Source organism: Thiohalophilus sp. (genome assembly GCF_034521165.1).
Lineage (GTDB): Bacteria > Pseudomonadota > Gammaproteobacteria > UBA6429 > Thiohalophilaceae > Thiohalophilus.
Window position 1 is genome coordinate 157,863 of the sequence record NZ_JAXHMV010000008.1, and the last position, 18,654, is coordinate 176,516.

General features: G+C 57.3%; 25 protein-coding genes. 16 read left to right on the plus strand and 9 right to left on the minus strand.

Features of this window, described 5'->3' with window-relative positions; translation table 11 throughout:
• Positions 1–117: 117 nt before the first annotated feature.
• The 9 genes from U5K34_RS05465 (at position 118) to U5K34_RS05505 (ending at position 4,150) form a co-directional block, all read left to right on the plus strand.
• Positions 118–348 (plus strand): hypothetical protein, encoded by a 231-nt coding sequence (locus U5K34_RS05465; protein ID WP_322567464.1) that lies wholly within the window; start codon positions 118–120, stop codon positions 346–348.
• Positions 349–350: 2 nt separating this feature from the next.
• Positions 351–563 (plus strand): type II toxin-antitoxin system HicB family antitoxin, encoded by a 213-nt coding sequence (locus tag U5K34_RS05470; RefSeq protein ID WP_322567465.1) that lies wholly within the window; start codon positions 351–353, stop codon positions 561–563.
• Between the two features lie 168 nt (positions 564–731).
• Complete coding sequence (locus U5K34_RS05475) at positions 732–1,178, plus strand: DUF3592 domain-containing protein (protein ID WP_322567466.1); 447 nt, start codon at positions 732–734, stop codon at positions 1,176–1,178.
• Positions 1,179–1,194: 16 nt separating this feature from the next.
• Positions 1,195–1,935, plus strand: a complete 741-nt coding sequence (locus U5K34_RS05480) for a reverse transcriptase domain-containing protein (protein ID WP_322567467.1) — start codon at positions 1,195–1,197, stop codon at positions 1,933–1,935.
• 140 nt (positions 1,936–2,075) lie between these two features.
• On the plus strand, positions 2,076–2,603 hold the full coding sequence (locus U5K34_RS05485) for a cytochrome b (RefSeq protein WP_322567468.1): 528 nt from the start codon (positions 2,076–2,078) through the stop codon (positions 2,601–2,603).
• A 171-nt stretch (positions 2,604–2,774) separates the two neighbouring features.
• Entirely contained in the window at positions 2,775–3,041 is a 267-nt protein-coding gene (locus tag U5K34_RS05490) for a transcriptional regulator (protein ID WP_322567469.1), read from the plus strand.
• Positions 3,038–3,325, plus strand: coding sequence for a type II toxin-antitoxin system RelE/ParE family toxin (locus tag U5K34_RS05495; protein WP_322567470.1), 288 nt, complete (start codon positions 3,038–3,040; stop codon positions 3,323–3,325). The genes U5K34_RS05490 and U5K34_RS05495 overlap by 4 nt, the downstream gene beginning before the upstream one ends.
• A gap of 299 nt (positions 3,326–3,624) precedes the next feature.
• On the plus strand, positions 3,625–3,909 hold the full coding sequence (locus U5K34_RS05500) for a BrnT family toxin (protein ID WP_322567471.1): 285 nt from the start codon (positions 3,625–3,627) through the stop codon (positions 3,907–3,909).
• Positions 3,902–4,150 (plus strand): BrnA antitoxin family protein, encoded by a 249-nt coding sequence (locus tag U5K34_RS05505; protein WP_322567472.1) that lies wholly within the window; start codon positions 3,902–3,904, stop codon positions 4,148–4,150. Before U5K34_RS05500 ends, U5K34_RS05505 begins: the two co-directional genes overlap by 8 nt.
• A 422-nt stretch (positions 4,151–4,572) precedes the next feature.
• Here the strand turns inward: U5K34_RS05505 and U5K34_RS05510 are convergent, their stop codons facing one another.
• Positions 4,573–6,618, minus strand: coding sequence for a hypothetical protein (locus U5K34_RS05510; RefSeq protein WP_322567473.1), 2,046 nt, complete (start codon positions 6,616–6,618; stop codon positions 4,573–4,575).
• Between the two features lie 103 nt (positions 6,619–6,721).
• Between U5K34_RS05510 and U5K34_RS05515 the strand changes: the two genes are divergently transcribed.
• Complete coding sequence (locus U5K34_RS05515) at positions 6,722–7,090, plus strand: group 1 truncated hemoglobin (protein ID WP_322567474.1); 369 nt, start codon at positions 6,722–6,724, stop codon at positions 7,088–7,090.
• A 298-nt stretch (positions 7,091–7,388) separates the two neighbouring features.
• Here the strand turns inward: U5K34_RS05515 and U5K34_RS05520 are convergent, their stop codons facing one another.
• The 7 genes from U5K34_RS05520 to U5K34_RS05550 form a co-directional block, all read right to left on the minus strand.
• Positions 7,389–8,399 (minus strand): NAD(P)H-dependent glycerol-3-phosphate dehydrogenase, encoded by a 1,011-nt coding sequence (locus tag U5K34_RS05520; protein ID WP_322567475.1) that lies wholly within the window; start codon positions 8,397–8,399, stop codon positions 7,389–7,391.
• A gap of 9 nt (positions 8,400–8,408) precedes the next feature.
• On the minus strand, positions 8,409–8,909 hold the full coding sequence (secB, locus tag U5K34_RS05525) for a protein-export chaperone SecB (RefSeq protein ID WP_322567476.1): 501 nt from the start codon (positions 8,907–8,909) through the stop codon (positions 8,409–8,411).
• Between the two features lie 87 nt (positions 8,910–8,996).
• The gene (trxC, locus tag U5K34_RS05530) at positions 8,997–9,431 is read right to left on the minus strand and encodes a thioredoxin TrxC (protein ID WP_322567477.1); all 435 of its coding nucleotides are present in this window, start codon (positions 9,429–9,431) and stop codon (positions 8,997–8,999) included.
• A 21-nt stretch (positions 9,432–9,452) separates the two neighbouring features.
• Complete coding sequence (gene grxC, locus U5K34_RS05535; RefSeq protein ID WP_322567478.1) at positions 9,453–9,716, minus strand: glutaredoxin 3; 264 nt, start codon at positions 9,714–9,716, stop codon at positions 9,453–9,455.
• A 14-nt stretch (positions 9,717–9,730) separates the two neighbouring features.
• Positions 9,731–10,168: a rhodanese-like domain-containing protein gene (locus U5K34_RS05540; protein ID WP_322567479.1), complete on the minus strand. Its 438-nt coding sequence runs from the start codon at positions 10,166–10,168 to the stop codon at positions 9,731–9,733.
• A 24-nt stretch (positions 10,169–10,192) separates the two neighbouring features.
• The gene (locus U5K34_RS05545; protein WP_322567480.1) at positions 10,193–10,402 is read right to left on the minus strand and encodes a DUF2892 domain-containing protein; all 210 of its coding nucleotides are present in this window, start codon (positions 10,400–10,402) and stop codon (positions 10,193–10,195) included.
• Positions 10,403–10,527: 125 nt separating this feature from the next.
• Positions 10,528–10,851, minus strand: coding sequence for a metalloregulator ArsR/SmtB family transcription factor (locus tag U5K34_RS05550; protein ID WP_322567481.1), 324 nt, complete (start codon positions 10,849–10,851; stop codon positions 10,528–10,530).
• A 248-nt stretch (positions 10,852–11,099) separates the two neighbouring features.
• On the opposite strand from U5K34_RS05550, the gene gpmI reads away from it, so the two are divergent.
• From gpmI to U5K34_RS05580, 6 genes are all read left to right on the plus strand, one after another.
• Positions 11,100–12,668: a 2,3-bisphosphoglycerate-independent phosphoglycerate mutase gene (gpmI, locus tag U5K34_RS05555; protein WP_322567482.1), complete on the plus strand. Its 1,569-nt coding sequence runs from the start codon at positions 11,100–11,102 to the stop codon at positions 12,666–12,668.
• A 133-nt stretch (positions 12,669–12,801) separates the two neighbouring features.
• Positions 12,802–13,977 carry a murein hydrolase activator EnvC family protein gene (locus U5K34_RS05560; RefSeq protein WP_322567483.1) on the plus strand — a complete coding sequence of 392 codons (1,176 nt, stop codon included), beginning with the start codon at positions 12,802–12,804 and terminating at the stop codon, positions 13,975–13,977.
• Between the two features lie 113 nt (positions 13,978–14,090).
• Positions 14,091–15,413: a S41 family peptidase gene (locus U5K34_RS05565; RefSeq protein ID WP_322567484.1), complete on the plus strand. Its 1,323-nt coding sequence runs from the start codon at positions 14,091–14,093 to the stop codon at positions 15,411–15,413.
• 48 nt (positions 15,414–15,461) lie between these two features.
• The gene (locus tag U5K34_RS05570) at positions 15,462–15,833 is read left to right on the plus strand and encodes a divergent polysaccharide deacetylase family protein (RefSeq protein WP_322567485.1); all 372 of its coding nucleotides are present in this window, start codon (positions 15,462–15,464) and stop codon (positions 15,831–15,833) included.
• Positions 15,748–16,260 carry a divergent polysaccharide deacetylase family protein gene (locus U5K34_RS05575; RefSeq protein WP_322567486.1) on the plus strand — a complete coding sequence of 171 codons (513 nt, stop codon included), beginning with the start codon at positions 15,748–15,750 and terminating at the stop codon, positions 16,258–16,260. The genes U5K34_RS05570 and U5K34_RS05575 overlap by 86 nt, the downstream gene beginning before the upstream one ends.
• Positions 16,206–16,763, plus strand: a complete 558-nt coding sequence (locus U5K34_RS05580) for a DJ-1 family glyoxalase III (protein WP_322567487.1) — start codon at positions 16,206–16,208, stop codon at positions 16,761–16,763. The genes U5K34_RS05575 and U5K34_RS05580 overlap by 55 nt, the downstream gene beginning before the upstream one ends.
• Before the next feature lie 56 nt (positions 16,764–16,819).
• Here the strand turns inward: U5K34_RS05580 and U5K34_RS05585 are convergent, their stop codons facing one another.
• Positions 16,820–18,652, minus strand: a complete 1,833-nt coding sequence (locus tag U5K34_RS05585) for an ABC transporter ATP-binding protein (protein ID WP_322567488.1) — start codon at positions 18,650–18,652, stop codon at positions 16,820–16,822.
• Positions 18,653–18,654 lie beyond the last annotated feature (2 nt).

The following is an 18,654-nucleotide window of genomic DNA, read 5'->3' on the forward strand; positions in this document are numbered from 1 at the left end:
GCCAGGGTTAAGCGTAATTTCCATCTTTTACCGTATTTGGCAGAATCTGCGTGATTCCTGAAATACAGATTCTGTCTAAATCATGATTAAGCGCCTGGGGATCCGAAGGACGTGGCAATGGAAAAAATCCTTCGTGGCGCATCAGATGCAAATATTGCATTTGATGATATTCGAGGAATGCTGCTTCATCTTGGATTCGATGAACGAATACGCGGTAGTCATCACGTGTACCGAAAAGAAGGGGTTGAGGAAAAAATAAACATGCAACGGTCGGGAAACAAGGCCAAGCCTTATCAGGTAATGCAGGTTCGTGAGATATTATTGAAATATCACTTGGCAGGTAAATAGCTATGTATAAGTACGAAACCATTATTTATTGGAGCGAGGAAGATCAATCATTCATTGCTGATGTACCGGAATTGCCTGGTTGCATGGCGCACGGCGCATCTCCAGATGAGGCGCTGGCTAATGCTCAAGAAGCCATGCAATTATGGCTTGATACAGCTCGTGAGTTCGCAGACCCCATTCCTGAGCCAAAAGGACGTCGCCTTGTCTATGCGTAATGCGCCGAACAGATCTTAAGGGTCAAAGCCTTTTAGTTTGATGTTTAAAAGTAAATAACAATGGAAGCAGAGCCAAGCAATTTAACTGCAAACGGCCTACGCAATTATTACTTTATCTGTATTTAGGCGAACGGCCGTCTTTATAACTGTCGGGCAACAGGATTATAGATGAACGAAAAAAAACGACGCATCCTACCGCCTCTGATTCTTTTAGTCATCGGGCTGGTGCCTTGGTACTATGCTGTGAATGCATGGACAGCCTCTAGGGATTTAGTGGCTGGCACAAAGGCGGTTCAGGGTGTCGTCGTTGATTATGAATCCGCCTATGAATCGGCACCGCGAAAGACTCCAGCGCTGCTGTACTACCCAGTTGTGGAGTTTATGGGCCAGGCTGGTCATACGCAGCGCTTTACAAGCGAGGTTGGCGCAGGAGGTGAACTTTACGACGTAGGTGAAAACATTTCTGTTCGCTACGACCCACTTGATCGACGCCCACCAATTGTAGCCTCCTTCCTTCGGCTTTGGGCCAAGGCAACGCTGTTTGTTCTCGCTGGTCTGCCTTTTGTGCTGCTTGGAGGAGTTCGGTTCTTCCTCGCGGTTTCGGCACGAGCATGATAGTCGCCATATACATTTGGGGTTTAATCTGCAATATAAAGGCTATGGTTATCTTGTCGAGGCCGACATCAAAGGTTTCTTCGATACGGTCGATCATGCCTGGTTGCAACAGATGCTGGCGCAGCGAATAGACAACAAACGCCTGCGGAGCCTTATCCAACAATGGCTGAAGGCAGAAGTGGTCAAGCCAGGGCGTAAGGGCAGAGCGATGCTGATCCGGTACTGCGACGACTTTGTCGTCGCCTTTCAGTTGCGCCAGGATGCACATGCCTTCTATCGTACACTGCCGCAGCGACAGGCGAAATTCAATCTGGCGATTGCACCTGAAAAGACCCGGCTGATGCGTTTCAGCCGGTTTCATCCGGGCACACAACACTGCTTTCGTTTTCTGGGATTGGAGTTCTATTGGAGCACGGATCGCCGCAAACAAGCGAGATGGTGTTGCCGCATATCCACCAATAAACAGCACGAACTGATGAGCACCGTCTATCGCTGGATCAAGCTCAACCGGCACCAGCGGCTCTCTTGCCTGATGCCGGCGTTCAAGCGTAAATTGGTTGGCATAGCGAACTACTTCGGGCTGCCTGACAACAGCCGGAGCCTTACCAGGCTATACCGGCATGTTGTCCATAGCCTCTATAAGTGGTTGAATCGTCGGAGTCAACGCCACAGCTACAACTGGATCGGACTTAAAGCCGTGCTGAATTATTATGGAATTCAGCCGCTGCGCGTCTGGAACGACACCATGTTGTGGTAGATTGGTACCAGGGCCGTGCCAGCACGGGTGAATAACATGACTGAGGAGCCGGATGCGGTAATTCCGCACGTCCGGATCTGTGTCTGGGCCGCCGGCTGACTGGCGGTGCTGCGACTACGACCACCAATAAGGAATACAAAATGCCGAATCAAAATCGTTACTCTGCAATCTCGACTATTAATCACTGGGTAACGGCGCTTCTAGTCGTTGCCATGCTGGCTTTGGGCTATACAGTGGCAGCCGCACCATCGGAGATAATCGAGGATTATGTGCTGGGTATTCATATATCCCTGGGTTTCTTTGTATTTCTTTTCGTGGCATGGCGCGCCATATTCCGGTTGTATGAGGGGTTTCCAGAGAATGTTGGGGAGACTGTTTTGGAACGCCAGGCTGCTTATGTGGTTCACAGGGCAATATTGCTTTTGTTGGCACTTATGGTGGTTACGGGTCCGATGTACCTGTTCACAGAAAATGAGTGCGTCAATGTTTTCAATTGGTTTTCAATCTGTGTGCCTCTTGAAAGCTTGTCGGTCATTCACGAACCAATGGAATGGATCCATGTAAACACCGGCATATATTTACTACCGGCATTACTCGTGCTGCACTTCATTGGCGCAATCCGTCACTACGCAGTACGCGGGAAACAGGAGACCCCTTCAGATCTATGAGCGGGGAAAAGGGGTTGGAAAAGGGGTCGTAGCCCTTATCGAATTCCTGACGTCCTGGTCATACCAGCCCGGGGAAAAGGGGTCGTAGCCCTTATCGAATCCCTGACGTCCTGGTCATACCAGCCTGCTTGTACTAATATGTAATACATTTCACTACACCGAGGTTGTGCCATGGGTATTACGAGTATTCGGATCGCTGATGAGGTGGAAAAACCCCTGGAGGCGCTTTCCAAACGGCTTGATAGGAGCAAGAATTATCTGATCAACCAGGCCATTAAGGAGTTTCTGGCGCGGCAGTCGCTGGAGGACTCCCGGTGGCAGGAGACCCTTGAGGCGCTTGAATCCATCAAAGCCGGTCAATCGGTTGATGAAGAGGATGTGAATGCCTGGCTGAACAGCTGGGGGACGAATCATCGCAAGTCGCCACCGGAATCATGAGGGTAAGGTACTCGCCGGAGTCTATCGATGACCTTCGGCGAGTGGTGGAATTTGTTGAGGTTAAGAACCCGTTCGCGGCCCGTCGAATCGCGCTCGATCTCCAGGAGGGCGTCGACAGGCTGAAGCAGTTTCCGAAAATCGGTTTACCCGTTTTGAAGGCCCCCGACCCGGAACAAATCCGTGATCTTTACAGCGGCGACTATACGGCCCGTTACCTTATCGCGGATGAAATCATCTATATATTAAGGATCTGGCACAACAAAGAGAACGAAAAAAATTTATAGAAGTTCAGGATCAGAGCGGATTGGGGTCGGTGACAAACGATTCTCATTTTCAATCAGAGTAAAGCACATTCTACAACAACACAGAATCAATTATTTCTCTGCGTTTCTCTGCGCCTTCGCGCCTCTGCGTTGATCTCTTGATCTGGAAAAGGGCTTTCGAATCCACGGCATAACACGGCGCTCCAGCCGACGTCAGACCGCGATGCGGCCTTTCTCGGCTGGGCTTGCTCGCTATACCATTGAAACATCGTCAAAAAATGGCACTTGAAACGTGCACAAAATGTGCATACACTTGATACATGGACTACGAATGGGACCCACGGAAGGCGGTCGAAAATCTTGGCAAACACGGTGTTGATTTTGCCGATGCCGTTATCGCGCTTGAAGATGAAAATGCCTTAACTATTGAAGATCGCGATGCGCAGGAGCTGAGATTCAAAACCCTGGGAATGGGTCCTTACCTCAAAGTCTTATATGTTGTGCATACCGAGCGCGATGAAGACTGTCTCCGGATTATTTCTGCCCGGCCCGCAACGAAGCATGAAATCAAGCAATACTATCAAGGTCTCGATTACTATGGCTGAAGATTTTTCAAAAGGAACGCGCGGTCCTGTCATTAAGTCCGATCCAAACAAAGTGCGAATTACGATACGGCTGGATGCTGATATTATCGAACATTTTAAAAATCGTGTGCATGCGACAGGCGGTGGCAATTACCAAACACTGATCAATGATGCGCTGCGCGAATATATTCAGGCGCATGACAAAGAACTTGAGAGTACCTTGCGTAAGATAATCCGCGAAGAATTAAAGCGTGCCGTTTAAGTGCAGCATGAGAGCAGCCAGGGGTCGAACCACCGTAACGTATTGAAAGCGCGAGATTTCATATTGAAGTAAACGTTGTTTTAAGTCTTAAATACTTCATTTTATGGATTAAAGCGTTACTTTAAGGATGAGGCGACATTTCACGCCAAAACGACAATTTTTATCCCGTCATATCTGAAACGAAGTTTAGGCTCAGAGCAAAAGCCTGTTCTACAACAATACAAAATTATTTCTTTCTCTGCGTTCCTCTGCGCCTTTGTTGCGCGATGTACAGGGATGTACAAGTGTCGCGGGAGGCAGGAGGCAGGGAGCGTCCCTCTGCGTTAATCTCTTGATCTTGCTGTTAATCCAGCTCTGGCCGGATGGACAGCTGATCTCAGTTCATTATCCCTTCAAGTGGCGGTACTTCGACGTGGTCGCTGTCAGGTCTTCCAGTCCACCGGCGCACGCGGGTCGGGCTCGTAGGCGAAATAGGTACCGGTGCGTATCGTCCGTTCCAGGTGTTCGCCGAGACGCGAATGATGCCGGGTTATTCGATCGAGGGCGTAGCGCAGCGAGCGGGTTGCGCTGGTACGCGCTCGTTCCACGCCGTCGCCGACGGTCCGGGCCCGACCGTTTAAGCCGACGCCCCGGCGGAGCTCATCGATAAGAAACTGGCGATCGGCACGCGCGAGCTCCGCGCGGTGCAGGTCGTTGTTCAGCTCGGCTTCGGCGATGTCCTCTTCCACCTCGGTGAGTTGCTGCCGATAGGCCTCGCGAGCTTTCGAGTCGAACACCTCCAATCCGCATTGCGCATCGAGTTGGGGAGCATCCGAAGGGATACCGACGGGGAGCGCTCCGCGCTCTACCGTCACCAGGTCGAGGACGTGGAATTCCCGGCCGGGTTCCGCCAGCAGGCGTTCCAGGTAGCGCATACCCTTGAGATCTTTCAAGCGGACGGTGGCGCCGTCGAAGGTCGCCGTTCGCATATCCCCCTCGCGGCAGAAGACGCAACGTTCGGGTTCGGCATCCCACCGCGAGGGCGTCACCGGGACGCGTTCGCGAGCCAGTTCCGCCCAGGTCGCGGCGTTGAGCTCCTCGAGCGCCCGACAGGCGGCGTCGAGTTCCAGCTCGGCCGTCCTGTCGTCACCGGCCGCGCGGTGCGCCGCCGCAAGCTCGACGCGCAGATTCGCCGCCTCGAACGGCATGCGCAGCGAGACCCACTCCATGACGGCCTCGCTCAGAAGCCGGATTGCTTCGCTGCTGCGCCCATCGTGCAGCGCGATGCGTCCCTTTGCGGCGAGCGCGGAGTTCTGCAATGTGCGGCTCCGGTACATTTGGGCGATCTCCGCGAGGTCGGCCGCCGCAGTACGTGCCGCGTCGTCGTCGCCGGCCGCCAGCGCGATGACCACCTGGGCATCGCGCAGGGGAGCCCGCTGCAGGCCCCCCGAAGGCGGGCGCTCCTTCGACGGGATATCGAACGGGTGATCGAGCGCGTTCTCGATCATTGCAAAGGCTTCATCGACTCGTCCCTGGGCCAGTCTCAGCAACGCAAGTCCCGGTTGAGGCAGCCAGGCATTCTGGTGCGCCGCCAGAAACGCTTCTTCAGCACCCGCGAAGTCGCCTTTGCGCAGCCGCGCGTTGCCGAGTTCGGTCAGCGGCCAGCCGTACTCCCGCCGCATCCACGGGCGCAGTTCTTCGCAGGCCAGCAACGCCTCCTGCTCGGCGGCGTCACAGGGCCCGCGCAGGCGCATGATCTCCGCCTGGTGAACCCGGCAGCGGCCGTGGAGACCGCCGAACGCCGCCCCCTGGCGCCAGCGTTCCATGGCCTGGGTCCATTGTTCGGCGCGGTCGTGCTGACCGATCCACTGCATCGCGCAGATGAGCTCGCACCACATCTGCCCCGAGGTCAGGGGATCGAGGTTACCGGCGCTCAGCTCCACGGCAACGTCGTCCAGCGCGCTCAGCCCTTCATCGAGGTCACCATCATGGATGCGGACCCTGGCCAGGGCCACCTGTCCAATGATCGACGGCGGGGCCAGCCCGTGCTTTTGCCCGCCGTCCATGGCCCGTTGGGCCCACTGCCCCGTCCCCGGCATGTCGCCACACATCAGGCGCTCGTAGGTCCGCACGGCGGCGAGCCACGCCCAGACCGGGCTGTCGGGCGCGTCTTCGATCAGGTGCTCCGCCCGCGCCAGCCAGGCGCGCACGGTGGCCATCAGGCCCGTGTCCATCATCAGGTACATGCCGACCATGACGGCGGCAAAGGCGGCCTCCTGGGTGCGACCGCCTTCCAGGTGCAGGCGGTAGAGATCCCCATACGCGGCCAGCGTTTCTTCCAGATCACCGGTTCCGTACGCCGCCTGGGCCCGCAGCTCAAACAGTTCGGCCGAGGGCGGCGCGGTGAGTCCGGCGAGCAGTTCCTGTGCCCGAGCGAAGTTGCCGGCGTCGAGGGCGGCTCGAATCGGCGACAGTTCCGCGTCGGACACTGCTCAACCCTCCCTTGTTGCGGCTGTAACAAGGATTGTCACGCCTTGTGGGTAGGTGCCCGGTGCACCTGTCGAAAAATCATCCAAGAGAGGAGCATTTGACATGAGTGAAACCCTATTTGAAAAACTCGGCGGTCGCGATGGTATCGACAAGCTCGTCGATCGCATTGTCGACCTTCATCTCCAGAACGAAGTCGCCGGACCACGATACCGAGCCCTCGACGACGAGGTAATAGACCACGCCCGCAACAAGGTCAAGGAGTTCCTCGCGGCCGGCTCCGGCGGACCCGTGGAATACACCGGTCGGTCGATGCTCGAAACGCATACCGGGATGAACGTCAACGAGGCCGAATATGTCGCCGTGGTCGACGATATCATGCAAGCCATGAACGAGATGGAATATCCGCGCCCGGTCTGCGACGAAGTTCTGGGCATTGCCTATTCGCTCAAGGAGGAAATCATTCACAAATAGGTCGAGGGGCGGGCTGTTTGCCCGTCCCTCAGCAAAACATTATGTGCAGGGAGGGAGGCCAGCACCGGTTTTGTCCGAGATTTATGGGTATGTTCCCGATTAAGGTCAAAGCCCTTTAATTTTTAGAGTAGAGATGTTGAGACGGGAAGGAGGCCGTATGTAAAAATATGATTTAAGGGGTCACTTTGATTTGGTTGCAGCCGGTCAGTTACATCGGCCCTTGAACAGGGTGTTCCCCAACCACGCAAAATGAATTCCTTCTCCGCGTCCTTTGCGCCTCTGCATTGAGATCTTGTTTTTAATCCAGCTCCGGTCGGATGGCACGTTCCATCAGGGCATGCAGGGCTTCGGTGGGGGTGTGGCTTTCGTGGATGACGCGGTAGACCTGTTCGGTGATGGGCATGTCGACATTATGCCGCTGCGCCAGGGCGAAGACTTCCTTGCAGGTGTTGATGCCTTCGACCACCTGGCCGATCTCCTCGACCACTTCGTCCTTGCTGCGACCCTGGCCCAGCGCCAGGCCGAGGCGGCGGTTGCGGGACTGGTTGTCGGTGCAGGTGAGGACCAGATCGCCCAGGCCGGTGAGGCCCATGAAGGTGTCGTGCTGGGCATCGAGCGCCACGCCCAGGCGCATGATCTCGGCGACACCGCGGGCGATCAGGGCGGCGCGGGCGTTGGCACCGAAGCCCAGGCCGTCGGCGGCGCCGGCGGCGATGGCCAGCACGTTCTTGCAGGCGCCGCCGACTTCGACGCCGATGATGTCCTCGCCGGTATAGGCGCGGAAGTGATCGTTGTGCAGGGCGCGGGCCAGTTCCAGGGCATAATCGCTGTTGCGCGAGGCGATGGTGACCGCGCCGGGCAGTTTCTGCGCCACTTCGCGGGCGAAGGTCGGCCCGGAGATGACGGCCATGGGAATGTCGCTGCCCAGTTCCTCCTCGGCCTGTTGATGCAGCAGTTTCTGGCTGCCCGGTTCCAGCCCCTTGGTGGCCCAGCAGACTTTATGGTCGCCGCGCAGCAGGGGTTTGATGCGGGTCAGGGTCTCGCGAAAGGCGTGGCTCGGGACCACCAGCAAAATGATATCCGCCCCGTCGACCGTGGTCTCGAGATCGCCGCTGGCGCTCAGGCCTTTGGGAAAGCCCAGGCCGTGCAGGTAACGTTGATTGGCGCGGTCGCGATTGAGGATGTCGGCCTGCTCGGGACGGTGGGTCCAGAGCGTGACGCTGTGGCCGTTGTCGGCCAGCAGCATGGCCAGCGCCGTGCCCCAGGAGCCGGCGCCCAGAACGGCAAAGCGTTGCGCGGGACGGGCCATGGTCCGGGCTTACTGTTCGGCGCTTTCGGTGGCGGCCTGTTGCTGATCGGCCAGGTGCTTGGCGTACAGGGCCTCGAAGTTGACCGGCGCGAGTAACAGCTGCGGGAAGCCGCCGCGGGTGGCAATATCCGAGACCACTTCGCGGGCATAGGGGAACAGCATCTCGGGGCAGAAACTGCCGAGCATGTGGCCCAGTTCGTCGCGATTGAATCCCTTGATATAAAAGACGCCGCTTTGCTGGACTTCGATCAGATAGGCGGTCTTCTCTTCGTGCTTGACGGTGACTGTCAATGCCAGCACGACCTCGTAGACATCGTCGGCGACGCGCTTGCCGTTGCTGTTCAGCTCGAGGTTGATCTGCGGTTGCAGCTGTTCGGTAAAGATCGTCGGCGCGTTGGGCGATTCGAAAGAGATATCCTTGGTGTAGATCTTCTGGACGGCGAATTGCTGTTCGGCATTCTCGCTCGACGCTTGCTGGTCAGAAGTTTGCGGGGTGTCGTTATCGGCCATGAGTTCGTCTTGTGGTTGTTAAAAATCGGATTGTCCGTCAGGACCGGCATGGTAGCAGATCGGTCACGGGCCTGGGCAGGGTGTGGCTCAGATAAACTGCTGCGCCCAGCGGCTCAGGTTCGATAGATCCATGGCACCGGCCTGGCGTCCCAGCTCCTGGCCGTGCTTGAACACGGCCAGGGTCGGGATGCTGCGGATCTGGTATTGGGCGGCCAGCTGTTGCTGCTGTTCGGTGTTGACCTTGGCCAGGCGCAGCTTCGGTTGCAGTTGCGCGGCGGCCTGTTCGAACACCGGGGCCATCATCTTGCACGGGCCGCACCAGGGCGCCCAGAAGTCGACCACAACGGGAATGTCGTTTTTGCCGATATGCCGGGCAAAGTTGCCGGCGGTCAATTCGACAGGCCGCCCGTCAAACAGGGGCTGACGGCATTTGCCGCACTTGCCGCCCGCGCTCAGTTTGTCGGCCGGCAGCCGGTTGATGCTGTCGCAATGCGGGCAAACGATATGCAGTGCGTTGCTCATGATCACTGGCTCCGGTCTGGCTCAGGCGTCGCTCAGTCCCAGGCGCTGATCCAGCTGGCCCGCGGATTCCAGGGCATAGAGTTCATCGCAGCCACCCACATGTTCATCGTTGATAAAGATCTGCGGCACCGTGTGGCCCTTGCTGCGTTCCATCATGATCTGGCGTTGTTCATTATCGCTGTCGACCGGGATTTCATGATAGCTGACCTGCTTGCTGTCGAGCAGTCGCTTGGCACGCACACAGTAGGGACAGAAGCGGGTGGTGTAGATGGTAATGTCAGCCATGAGCTGCCTCCCTGTTATTTGCTTTGTTTTTGATTGACCAGCGGCAGATTGGCGTTCTTCCACGCCAGGATACCGCCGCCGAGATTGTAGACGTTGTCGAAACCGGCCTTTTTGAGCGTGGCGCAGGCCTGGCCGGAACGCTGGCCGGAACGGCAGGCCACGATGATCGGCTGCTCTTTGTGTTTTTCCAGCTTTTTCATCTGATCGTTAAGCTGGCTGAGCGGCAGATGCATGGCGTTGATGATATGCCCTTCCTGGTATTCCGTGTCTTCCCGCACGTCCAGGACCAGCGCGTCCTCACGATTGATCATTTTCACCGCCTCGCTGGGCGAGGTGGAGGCATAGCCGCGCAAACTCCCGCCGATGTAACTGTAGACCAGCAAAAACAGGATAACGATCAGGGCGCCGACCAGAATCCAGTTGTTGGTGACGAAGGTGGTGAGTTGATCCACGAGAACTCCTTGCGAAACAGGTTATTAGTGACTGCTTTTGACGCCGAAGCGTTTTAATAGTTTTTCCGGCGGGCAGAAATTGGTGAAGCCGCTTTGCAGCAGGTTCAGGCTGACAAAGGCGGTCAGCCACAACCAGTGAACGCTGTGATAGACCGGGCTGGCTTCCACGCCCAGTGCCAGGGAGAGCAGCAACAGAAAACCGGCCAGCGAACGGATGATTCTTTCAGTCGTCATAGTTGGCAGTGCCTCGAGTAGTATCAAAAGAATATTGTCACGATAGGGACAGGGTGGCGAAATTCAAGCGAGTGTCTGCCCCTGGGAAAACCAGTCCGCTATGTCAGCCGGTTGCCGCAGCCGGGTCAGCTGGCGCTGCAGAACACCTCGCGCATCATTTCGATCAGGCGCAGGGTTCGCGCATCACCCACCCGGTAATAGACGCGGTTGGCGTCCTTGCGGGAGTCGAGAATCCCCTTGTCGCGCAGAATCGCCAGATGCTGTGAAATATTGCTCTGCGAGGTACCGACCTGTTCGACGATATCCTGAACACTGGTCTCCTGGTCGCCCAGGGTGCACAGGATTTTCAGCCGTAGCGGATGTGACATCGCCTTGAGGGAACGGGAGGCGCGGTCAATATCCTCGTCGCGGGTCATCAAACCGGGCATTTCCATCGTCTCTGTATTCATAGGACCTTCCGAATGCTATACCTGCGTGTTGTCAGGTCTTGAAATTGTCGTGGCACACCATGGTGCCTTTTATTAATAAAACATTATACAATAATCTACCGTTTGAGAAGGCTTTTCGCAGACGGAGTAGGGATTTTCCGGCCGACGGTGGGCGGGCCCGCCGCGTAATGCTGGCGCCACGCGGGGTTATCCGTTAGACTCCGTCTAAACTTAAAACTTGTTAGAAATCGAGCGCTTACCTCTACTTTATGTCACAGAATCCGAAACCGATGGTCCTGGTTATTCTCGATGGCTGGGGTTACTCCGAAATCACCGAAGGCAATGCCATTGAGCATGCCAACAAGCCGGTCTGGGACCGCCTGTGGCAGGAATGCCCGCACACCCTGATTCGCGGCTCCGGCGCCGAGGTCGGGCTGCCTGCCGACCAGATGGGCAACTCCGAGGTGGGGCATCTCAATCTGGGCGCCGGGCGCGTGGTCTACCAGGAGTACACCCGGGTCAGTCGCTCGATCAAAACCGGCTCGTTTTTCGCCAACCAGACCCTGGTGGACGCCGCCCAGCTGGCGGTGGACACCGACCGGGCGGTGCATATCCTCGGCCTGCTCTCCCCCGGCGGCGTGCACAGCCACGAAGAGCATATCCACGCCATGGCCGAGCTGGCGGTCAACCAGGGCGCGAAAAAGGTCTATGTGCATGCCTTTCTGGACGGCCGCGATACCGCGCCCAAAAGTGCCGCCGCGTCGATCGAGAAAATGGAAGCCAAATTCGCCGAGATCGGTGGCGGGCGCTTTGCCTCCATCATCGGGCGCTATTTCGCCATGGATCGGGACCACCGCTGGCCGCGAATCCAGAGCGCCTATGATCTGATTACCCTTGGCAAGGGCGAGTTCACTGCCGAAACCGCCGCGCAGGGGCTGGAGATGGCCTACGCGCGTGACGAGACCGATGAGTTCGTCAAGTCCACCGCCATCGTGCCGGCTGGCAGCGAGCCGGTGAAAGTGGAAGACGGCGATGTGATCGTGTTTATGAATTACCGCTCCGATCGCGCGCGCCAGATCACCCGACCCTTTATCGAGCCCGATTTCGATGCCTTCGAGCGCGCGGCGACCCCGAAACTGGGCCGCTTTGTCAGCCTGACCGAATACAACGCGGAATACGATGTTCCGGTGGCTTATCCCCCCGATCGGCTCAAAAACGTGTTCGGCGAATACATTTCCGGACTGGGCATGCATCAGTTGCGCATCGCCGAGACCGAAAAATATGCCCACGTGACCTTCTTTTTTAATGGCGGGCGCGAGGAGCCGTTTGAATTCGAGGACCGGGTGCTGATCAACTCGCCCAACGTGGCCACCTACGATCTGCAGCCCGAGATGAGCGCGCCCGAGCTGACCGACAAGCTGGTCGCGGCGATCGAAAGCGATGAATACGATGTGATCATCTGCAACTACGCCAACCCCGATATGGTGGGCCACAGTGGCAACTTCGACGCCACGGTCAAGGCGATCGAAGCCCTTGATGAATGCGTCGGCCGGGTGGTCGAATCGGTCCGCCAGGCCGGTGGCGAGATGCTGATCACCGCCGATCACGGCAACGCCGAAATGATGCAAAACCCCGAGACCAATCAGGCGCACACCGCGCACACCACCAACCTGGTGCCGCTGATCTATGTCGGGCGGGGCTTCGCTCTGGAGGACAACGGTGCCCTCTCTGACATCGCCCCCACCATGCTGGAGCTGATGGGCATTCCCCAGCCGTCCGAGATGAACGGCCGCTCACTGATTGCCCAATCCGAAGATGCGGTGCAGGACACGGTATAAGCGGCTAACGACAATCAACGCGGAACATAAAGCGCCCGGCTGAAACGCTTGAATCAGGGGGTTACCGGGCGCTTTGTGATTGTTGCCTGCCTGCAATGGTATTTGCCGCGATAACAGGGTTAAGATGCCGAACATGTTAGCCGCCCTCCCCCGCTGGATAATCTTGCTGGTACTGATGTTCCCGCTGGCGTCACCGCCTGTGGTGCACGCCGATTCCGCCACGCAACAGCAAAAGGCCCGTGAGCTGGAGGCGCTGCGGGCGAAGATCGATGAGCTCAAACAGGAACTGGCCTCGCGACGGGATCTGCACAGTGAAGTGGTGCGCGAACTGCAACAGATCGAAACCCGTATCGGTCGGCAGGTCAAAAGCCTGCGTAATATCAAAGATCAGTTAAAAACCCGGAACCGCAAGCTTGCCCGGCTGCAACAGGAGCAACGCCAGTTGCAGGACGAGCTCGCCGAGCAGCGCGAGTTGCTGGGCCAGCAGATCAAGGCCGCCTATATCATCGGTCGTCAGGAATTTCTCAAGCTGTTGCTCAATCAGCAAAGTCCGGCCGCGCTCGGGCGCGTTTCCACCTATTACGATTATTTCAATCGTGCCCGCAGCGAACAGATCGAACAGGCCATTGAGACGATCACCCGTCTGGATCGGGTGGAAAGCGAGATCGAAGCGCAGCGCGGTGAATTGCAAACTCTGCTGGCGCGAGAAACCCGGCAGAAGCAGGAGCTGGAAAAAAACTTTCGTCAGCGCTCCCAGGCCCTGGTGCAGCTCAAGCGGGAAATCAGCAGCAAGGATCAGCAGCTGAGCCGTCTGCGGGAGGATGAAAAACAGTTACAGCAACTGTTGCAGGGGCTGAACCGGGAACTGGGCGATTTGCTGATGGGCAAGGACAGCCAGAAGCGCTTCGCCGAACGGCGGGGGCGGTTGACCTGGCCGGCCCGGGGCGATGTGCAAAAACTGTTCGGCCAGTCACGCAATGCCGGCAAGCTGCGCTGGAACGGGGTCTTGATCGGCGACAGTGCCGGCAATACAGTCTATGCGGTGGCGCCCGGCCGGGTTGCCTATGCCGACTGGCTGCGGGGCTATGGGCTGCTGATGATCATCGATCATGGCGACGGCTACATGAGCCTGTATGGCCATAATCAGGGTCTGTTAAAAGAGGTTGGTGACTGGGTCGAGGCGGACGAGCCGATCGCCGAGGTGGGCAGTAGCGGCGGCCGGGATGAAGCGGGACTCTATTTTGAAATCCGTCACAACGGCAAGCCGACCAATCCCGCCAGCTGGTGTCGCCGGACCCGGCGCGGATGAAGATTTGACCGACAAGCCTGACAAAAGGTGTTAAAGTTAATACCTGAAAGTTATCAACGACGTAGCGTGACAAGTTCATGCCGGAATGAACTCCGGCACCAGGAGTTAGAGCAATGAATGCCTTTACCCGTAACACTCTTATTCTGCTGCTTGGCCTGGTGCTGGGCGTCTCTCTCTCGATCACCGGCGGGGTGATTGCCGAGCGTCAGCCGCCGGTTGCCGAACACTTGCCGCTGGAAACCGTGCAGGCCCTGAGCGAAGTGTTCCAGCGTGTGAAAGAGAACTACGTCGAGGATGTCGACGACAAGACCCTGCTGGAAAATGCCATTCGCGGCATGCTGACCGGACTCGATCCCCATTCCAGCTACCTGGACGAGAAGGCGACCACCGAGCTGCGCATCGGCACCTCCGGTGAATTCGGCGGGCTGGGGATCGTGGTCGGCATGGAAGATGGCTTCGTCAAGGTGGTTTCCCCCATCGATAATACGCCCGCTGCAAAAGCGGGTATTCAAAGTGGTGATATGATCATCCGGCTTGATGACAAGTCGGTCAAAGGCATGAGCCTGGACGACGCGGTCAAGCTGATGCGCGGTGAGCCCGGCAGCAAGATCACGCTGACCGTCGTGCGCGAAGGTGAAAGCAAGCCGCTCACCTTTGAACTGACGCGAGACAAGATCCGGGTAGAAAGTGTCAAGGCGCGATTGCTGGGCGATGGGTATGGATATGTTCGCATCTCCAACTTTCAGATGCGCACCGGCGCGGATCTGCGCAAGGAAGTGACCCGGCTGAAAAAAGAAAACAACGGCAATCTCAAGGGGCTGGTACTGGATCTGCGTAACAATCCAGGCGGCCTGCTCGATGCCGCGATCTCCGTCTCCGATGCGTTTATCACCGAAGGTGACATCGTCTCCATCAAGGGGCGCACGGCCGACAACAAGAAAACCGCCCGTGCCTCGCCCGAGGACATCCTCAAGGGCGCGCCGATTGTGGTGCTGATCAATGGCGGTTCGGCCTCGGCCTCGGAGATCGTCGCCGGCGCCCTGCAGGACCATCGCCGTGGCATCATCATGGGTAGCAAAAGCTTTGGCAAGGGTTCGGTGCAGTCCGTGATCGATCTGCAAAACAACACCGCCATCAAGCTGACCACGGCGTTGTATTACACGCCGAGTATGCGTTCGATTCAGGCCGAAGGGATCCAGCCGGATATCAAGCTCAGCGATGTGACCGTGGCGGCCCGCGAAGATGGCTTCAAGCCGTTGCGCGAGGCGGATCTCGGCGGTCACCTGATGAATGGCAACGGCGAGGATACAGAGACAGACAGCGCCGATCAGAAGAGTGATAAAGAAGACGATCTTTCCCTGGCCAGCGACGATTATCCGGTCTTCGAGGCGCTGAACCTGCTCAAGGGGCTGCATCTGCTTCAAACTCGGGAGTAAACCCTGATTAACCCGATAGCGAAAAGCGTGTTGTTGTGGGGACTGTTGTTGGGCGCAACAACCGCGCTGGCCGACACTCAGAGCACACCGGCGGCGGCTGGCAGCCTGCAGCCGGCGGTCAGTATCATCATTGACGATCTGGGCAACCAGCAGCGCAGCGGGCTGCGCGCCATCGATCTGCCCGGCCCGGTGACCTACGCCATCCTGCCCCATCGCCCGTTTACCCGCCTGCTGGCCCGCCATGCCCACCGGCAGAACAAGGAAGTGATGATTCACCTTCCCATGGAAGCCGAGACCGGGGCGGCGCTGGGCCCCGGCGGCGCTGGTGCACGACATGGGCGAGCAACAGTTCAAAACCGCGGTGCGCCGGAATTTCGAGGCGGTACCCCACGCCGTGGGCTTCAACAACCACATGGGTAGTCTGCTGACCGCCAGTACCAGCCGCATGCGCTGGTTGATGCAGGCCGCCATGTTTCGCGATGATCTCTATTTCATCGACAGTCGCACCACGCATCATACCGTGGCCGAGCAACAGGCCAGCCAGCGGCGGATCCGCAACACCTCGCGGGATATTTTTCTCGATTACCGCGACGATGCGCAGGTGGTCGCCGAACAATTGACTAAACTGATCCAGCGGGCCCGGCGTGACGGGACCGCTCTGGCCATCGGCCACCCCTATCCGGCGACCCTGACAACGCTGGAACAGTGGCTGCCGCTGCTGCAGGAGCATGGCGTGCGCCTGGTCCCGGTGTCCGAACTGATTGAACTGCGACAACAACGGAGGGATTCCACATGGCCAATGTACTCATCCCGCTCGCCCAGGGTTGCGAAGAACTCGAAGCCGTAACCGTCATCGATCTGCTGCGCCGTGCCGGCGTCGAGGTGACCACCGTCGGCCTCGACGATCAGCCGGTCAAGGCCAGTCGCGGAACCGTGTTGATGCCGGATACCACCCTGGAGGCGGTGCTGGACAGGGATTTCGATATGATCGTCCTGCCCGGTGGATTGCCCGGGGCCGATCACCTCAACAACGACCCGCGCATTCACACGCTGTTATTGCAGATGACCGATGCCGACAAATACACCGCGGCCATCTGCGCCGCCCCCAAGGTACTGGCCAGTGCCGGGTTATTAAATGGCAAGCATGCCACCAGTTTCCCCGGTGCGCTGGACAACATTCAGACCGACAACCTGCAATATGAACAGACACCGGTCGTCGTCGACGGCAAGGTGATTACCTCGCGCGGTCCCGGCACGGCAATGGATTTTGCCCTGACCCTGATTGAGCATCTATTGGGTAAAGCTAAACGGGATGAAGTCGAGGCTGGATTGCAACGTCCTGCTGCTTGAGGTATCCGTCTTGTCAGGCGGTTATCTGAATTAACCGAGATAAAACTGCATGTGAATTATTGACGCGTTGAAGCATGTGCTGTTTTTTCCATGCGACGAAAGTCCGCGTTGTTCGAAAGTAGGTGGTCATAGGTGCCGTTGGCGACCAGTTTGCCATTTTTTAACAAATAGAGCTGATCGCAGTTTTTCACGGTGCTCAAACGATGGGCTATCATGATGATCGTCTTTTGACCGCTGAGTTGATCGATTGCATCCATGACAGCTGCTTCCGTTGATCCGTCCAGGGCGCTGGTCGCCTCATCCAGTATCAGCAGCTCTGGATTACCATATAAAGCACGCGCAATTCCAATGCGCTGGCGTTGTCCGCCGGAGAGGCGAATACCGCGATCGCCCGCAACGGTTTCATAGCCGTCGGGGAGTTCCCTTGTAATAAAGTCGTGGATAGCGGCGGCTTTGGCGGCGGTAATGACGGCCTCCTCATCAATTTCCCGATCCGGAATACCCAGCGCGATGTTGCGGCGCAGGGTGTCATCAGCGAGGTAGATAGCCTGGGGTACGTAGCCCAGGTGATGGCGCCATTGGGACAGGTTGTGATCGTCCAGGGGGATCCCGTCCACAAGAATCGAGCCGTCATCGGGCTTGAGTAGACCGAGGATGATGTCCACCAGAGTGCTTTTGCCGGCGCCGGATTCGCCGACAAAAGCGACAGTGGTGCGTGCCTTGATAGTGATAGTGATGTCATTCAGCACGGGGGTCGTCATACCGTGGTAGCGGTAGGCGATGTGTTCGAGTGTCAGGGCGTTATGTAGCGCCAGCGGTGTATCAGTGCTACGGCCGGGTGATGGTGTGTCATATGCCGTGCGAGCATTTTGCACGGTGCTTTGTGACATCTCTTCATTGATGCGTTCTACAACAGGCGCTGAGAAGCGTAATGTGGCGGCGTTATCGAAGATTTTCTGCAGAGCGGGCATGAGCCGGTAGCCTGCCATGGCGTAGAGTGCGATGACGGGCAGGACACCTTGAGAGGATGTTTGTGTCGCGGTCAGATAAAGGGCAATGAGCAGCACCACGCCGAAGGCGATGGACTCCAGGGCATAACGCGGCATCTGGGCAATCACCTGGTGACTGGACTGGTTGTTGGCGAAGGCATAGGAGGCATCCGAGTAGGCATTAAGGTAGTAGTTCTCGCGTCCGGAGACTTTGAGATCCTTGATGGCGCCGAAGGCTTCGTGCGTGGTTTTAAACCGCCGGGCGTTTGCCTCCAGCCGTCGTCGGCCGAGTGTGCGCATACGGTTGCGCAGGATAATGTAGATAAGCCCGTAAGATCCACCCAGAATCAGTCCCACTGTCATGGCCAAGATTGGATCTTTCCACAACAACATGAGTAAAAGCGCCGTGACGATAAAGCCATTGGCGGCCAGTTGCAGCAGAGGCATAAGGAAACCGGTCACCAGGTGATTCACTTCATTGATGACATTCTTGGTCAGATCCGAGGGATTGCGTAACAGAAAAAAGTGGTATTCGCTGCCAAGATAGATTTCCATCAATTTTCGGGAAAGCGTATGTACTCGCATGTAGCTGAATCGTAGGATTAACCAGGTGGTGAAAGCCGCAAGTGCATTACCCACAACGAGTAAGACCAGTGCGACGCTGGCCAGAATGGTTAAAAACTCGCGCATGGCAGGCTTACCCAGTGCGCTGTAAAGCGCGGCCAGCAGCGAATTGCTTTCGACCAGTTCCGGCTGAGCCATTACCGCAATGAAGGGCATGACGGATGCGACGCCGGCAACTTGCATCAGGGCGTTGGGCAGCATGAACATCAAAATGAATAGCATCTGCCAGCGCTCTCGACGGTTCAGAAGATTCAGCACGGACTGGATAGTTTTCATAA

Coding starts and splice junctions, on each gene's coding strand:
- U5K34_RS05585 (WP_322567488.1), bottom strand. CDS start 18,652: ATGAAAACTATCCAGTCCGTGCTGAATCTTCTGAACCGTCGAGAGCGC.
- U5K34_RS05560 (WP_322567483.1), top strand. CDS start 12,802: ATGTTAGCCGCCCTCCCCCGCTGGATAATCTTGCTGGTACTGATGTTC.
- U5K34_RS05520 (WP_322567475.1), bottom strand. CDS start 8,399: ATGGCCCGTCCCGCGCAACGCTTTGCCGTTCTGGGCGCCGGCTCCTGG.
- U5K34_RS05550 (WP_322567481.1), bottom strand. CDS start 10,851: ATGAATACAGAGACGATGGAAATGCCCGGTTTGATGACCCGCGACGAG.
- secB (WP_322567476.1), bottom strand. CDS start 8,909: ATGGCCGATAACGACACCCCGCAAACTTCTGACCAGCAAGCGTCGAGC.
- gpmI (WP_322567482.1), top strand. CDS start 11,100: ATGTCACAGAATCCGAAACCGATGGTCCTGGTTATTCTCGATGGCTGG.
- grxC (WP_322567478.1), bottom strand. CDS start 9,716: ATGGCTGACATTACCATCTACACCACCCGCTTCTGTCCCTACTGTGTG.
- U5K34_RS05575 (WP_322567486.1), top strand. CDS start 15,748: ATGGGCGAGCAACAGTTCAAAACCGCGGTGCGCCGGAATTTCGAGGCG.
- U5K34_RS05500 (WP_322567471.1), top strand. CDS start 3,625: ATGGACTACGAATGGGACCCACGGAAGGCGGTCGAAAATCTTGGCAAA.
- trxC (WP_322567477.1), bottom strand. CDS start 9,431: ATGAGCAACGCACTGCATATCGTTTGCCCGCATTGCGACAGCATCAAC.
- U5K34_RS05465 (WP_322567464.1), top strand. CDS start 118: ATGGAAAAAATCCTTCGTGGCGCATCAGATGCAAATATTGCATTTGAT.
- U5K34_RS05515 (WP_322567474.1), top strand. CDS start 6,722: ATGAGTGAAACCCTATTTGAAAAACTCGGCGGTCGCGATGGTATCGAC.
- U5K34_RS05505 (WP_322567472.1), top strand. CDS start 3,902: ATGGCTGAAGATTTTTCAAAAGGAACGCGCGGTCCTGTCATTAAGTCC.
- U5K34_RS05545 (WP_322567480.1), bottom strand. CDS start 10,402: ATGACGACTGAAAGAATCATCCGTTCGCTGGCCGGTTTTCTGTTGCTG.
- U5K34_RS05580 (WP_322567487.1), top strand. CDS start 16,206: ATGGCCAATGTACTCATCCCGCTCGCCCAGGGTTGCGAAGAACTCGAA.
- U5K34_RS05485 (WP_322567468.1), top strand. CDS start 2,076: ATGCCGAATCAAAATCGTTACTCTGCAATCTCGACTATTAATCACTGG.
- U5K34_RS05495 (WP_322567470.1), top strand. CDS start 3,038: ATGAGGGTAAGGTACTCGCCGGAGTCTATCGATGACCTTCGGCGAGTG.
- U5K34_RS05565 (WP_322567484.1), top strand. CDS start 14,091: ATGAATGCCTTTACCCGTAACACTCTTATTCTGCTGCTTGGCCTGGTG.
- U5K34_RS05490 (WP_322567469.1), top strand. CDS start 2,775: ATGGGTATTACGAGTATTCGGATCGCTGATGAGGTGGAAAAACCCCTG.
- U5K34_RS05470 (WP_322567465.1), top strand. CDS start 351: ATGTATAAGTACGAAACCATTATTTATTGGAGCGAGGAAGATCAATCA.
- U5K34_RS05475 (WP_322567466.1), top strand. CDS start 732: ATGAACGAAAAAAAACGACGCATCCTACCGCCTCTGATTCTTTTAGTC.